At 56.7% G+C, this 3,302-nt stretch carries 1 rRNA gene; it reads left to right on the top strand.

The features are described 5' to 3' along the window. Window positions 1–147: 147 nt before the first annotated feature. Window positions 148–3,270, top strand: a 23S ribosomal RNA gene (locus tag E0F75_RS39640). The last annotated feature ends 32 nt before the right edge of the window (window positions 3,271–3,302 follow it).

Genomic DNA, 3,302 nt, shown 5'->3' with positions numbered 1-3,302 from the left:
GCTTGGCACGTTGTTGGGTATCTGAGGGTACGGCCGTAAGGTTTGTATCTTCGCGATGCCGGCCCCAGTGAACTCACCTGTTTAGCGGGTGGGGTGATGGGTGGCTGGTCGTTGCTTGAGAACTACACAGTGGACGCGAGCATCTGTGGCCAAGTTTTTAAGGGCGCACGGTGGATGCCTTGGCACCAGGAACCGATGAAGGACGTGGGAGGCCACGATAGTCCCCGGGGAGCCGTCAACCAGGCTTTGATCCGGGGGTTTCCGAATGGGGAAACCCGGCAGTCGTCATGGGCTGTCACCCATGCCTGAACACATAGGGCATGTGGAGGGAACGAGGGGAAGTGAAACATCTCAGTACCCTCAGGAAGAGAAAACAACCGTGATTCCGGGAGTAGTGGCGAGCGAAACCGGATGAGGCCAAACCGTATGCGTGTGATACCCGGCAGGGGTTGCGCATGCGGGGTTGTGGGATCTCTCTTTCACAGTCTGCCGGCTGTGAGACGAGTCAGAAACCGTTGATGTAGGCGAAGGACATGCGAAAGGTCCGGCGTAGAGGGTAAGACCCCCGTAGCTGAAACATTAACGGCTCGTTTGAGAGACACCCAAGTAGCACGGGGCCCGAGAAATCCCGTGTGAATCTGGCGGGACCACCCGCTAAGCCTAAATATTCCCTGGTGACCGATAGCGGATAGTACCGTGAGGGAATGGTGAAAAGTACCGCGGGAGCGGAGTGAAATAGTACCTGAAACCGTGTGCCTACAAGCCGTGGGAGCGTCGCTCATTGAGTTTACTCAATGGGTCGTGACTGCGTGCCTTTTGAAGAATGAGCCTGCGAGTTTGCGGTGCGTTGCGAGGTTAACCCGTGTGGGGAAGCCGTAGCGAAAGCGAGTCCGAATAGGGCGATTCAGTAGCGCGCTCAAGACCCGAAGCGGAGTGATCTAGCCATGGGCAGGTTGAAGCGGAGGTAAGACTTCGTGGAGGACCGAACCCACCAGGGTTGAAAACCTGGGGGATGACCTGTGGTTAGGGGTGAAAGGCCAATCAAACTCCGTGATAGCTGGTTCTCCCCGAAATGCATTTAGGTGCAGCGTCGTGTGTTTCTTGCCGGAGGTAGAGCACTGGATAGGCGATGGGCCCTACCGGGTTACTGACCTTAGCCAAACTCCGAATGCCGGTAAGTGAGAGCACGGCAGTGAGACTGTGGGGGATAAGCTCCATGGTCGAGAGGGAAACAGCCCAGAGCATCGACTAAGGCCCCTAAGCGTACGCTAAGTGGGAAAGGATGTGGAGTCGCAGAGACAACCAGGAGGTTGGCTTAGAAGCAGCCACCCTTGAAAGAGTGCGTAATAGCTCACTGGTCAAGTGATTCCGCGCCGACAATGTAGCGGGGCTCAAGCGTACCGCCGAAGTCGTGTCATTGCAGCAATAGGGCCAACGCCCGCTGTGATGGGTAGGGGAGCGTCGTGTGCCGGGTGAAGCAGCCGCGGAAGCGAGTTGTGGACGGTTCACGAGTGAGAATGCAGGCATGAGTAGCGATACACACGTGAGAAACGTGTGCGCCGATTGACTAAGGGTTCCTGGGTCAAGCTGATCTGCCCAGGGTAAGTCGGGACCTAAGGCGAGGCCGACAGGCGTAGTCGATGGACAACCGGTTGATATTCCGGTACCCGCTTTGAAACGCCCAATATCGAGCCCATTAATGCTAAGGCCGTGAAGCCGTTCCGGACCCTTCGGGGAAAGGAAAGTGGTGGAGCCGCTGATCCAAGGTGGTAGTAGGTAAGCGATGGGGTGACGCAGGAAGGTAGTCCAACCCGGGCGGTGGTAGTCCCGGGGTAAGGGTGTAGGGCGTTGTCCAGGTAAATCCGGACAGCACATAGCCTGAGACCTGATGCCGAGCCGATTGTGGTGAAGTGGATGATCCTATGCTGTCGAGAAAAGCCTCTAGCGAGTTTCATGGCGGCCCGTACCCTAAACCGACTCAGGTGGTCAGGTAGAGAATACCGAGGCGTTCGGGTGAACTATGGTTAAGGAACTCGGCAAAATGCCCCCGTAACTTCGGGAGAAGGGGGGCCACGTCTGGTGATCGGATTTACTCCGTGAGCTGGGGGTGGCCGCAGAGACCAGCGAGAAGCGACTGTTTACTAAAAACACAGGTCCGTGCGAAGCCGTAAGGCGATGTATACGGACTGACGCCTGCCCGGTGCTGGAACGTTAAGGGGACCGGTTAGTCACATTTCGGTGTGGCGAAGCTGAGAACTTAAGCGCCAGTAAACGGCGGTGGTAACTATAACCATCCTAAGGTAGCGAAATTCCTTGTCGGGTAAGTTCCGACCTGCACGAATGGCGTAACGACTTCTCGACTGTCTCAACCATAGGCCCGGTGAAATTGCACTACGAGTAAAGATGCTCGTTTCGCGCAGCAGGACGGAAAGACCCCGGGACCTTTACTACAGTTTGATATTGGTGTTCGGTTCGGCTTGTGTAGGATAGGTGGGAGACTTTGAAGCCGTGACGCCAGTCATGGTGGAGTCGCCGTTGAAATACCACTCTGGTCGTGCTGGATGTCTAACCTCGGTCCGTGATCCGGATCAGGGACAGTGTCTGATGGGTAGTTTAACTGGGGCGGTTGCCTCCCAAAGGGTAACGGAGGCGCCCAAAGGTTCCCTCAGCCTGGTTGGCAATCAGGTGTTGAGTGTAAGTGCACAAGGGAGCTTGACTGTGAGACCGACGGGTCGAGCAGGGACGAAAGTCGGGACTAGTGATCCGGCGGTGGCTTGTGGAAGCGCCGTCGCTCAACGGATAAAAGGTACCCCGGGGATAACAGGCTGATCTTCCCCAAGAGTCCATATCGACGGGATGGTTTGGCACCTCGATGTCGGCTCGTCGCATCCTGGGGCTGGAGTCGGTCCCAAGGGTTGGGCTGTTCGCCCATTAAAGCGGTACGCGAGCTGGGTTTAGAACGTCGTGAGACAGTTCGGTCCCTATCCGCTGCGCGCGCAGGAATATTGAGAAGGGCTGTCCCTAGTACGAGAGGACCGGGACGGACGAACCTCTGGTGTGCCAGTTGTCCTGCCAAGGGCATGGCTGGTTGGCTACGTTCGGGAGGGATAACCGCTGAAAGCATCTAAGCGGGAAGCCTGCTTCGAGATGAGTATTCCCACCTCCTTGAGAGGGTAAGGCTCCCAGTAGACGACTGGGTTGATAGGCCGGATGTGGAAGCCCAGTAATGGGTGGAGCTGACCGGTACTAATAGGCCGAGGGCTTGTCCTCAGTTGCTCGCGTCCACTGTGTTAGTTCTGAAG

The organism is Streptomyces sp. CB02980, from assembly GCF_014451325.2.
GTDB lineage: Bacteria > Actinomycetota > Actinomycetes > Streptomycetales > Streptomycetaceae > Streptomyces.
Note: the sequence above shows the minus strand (reverse complement) of the source record. Positions and strands in the feature narration are given on the sequence as shown.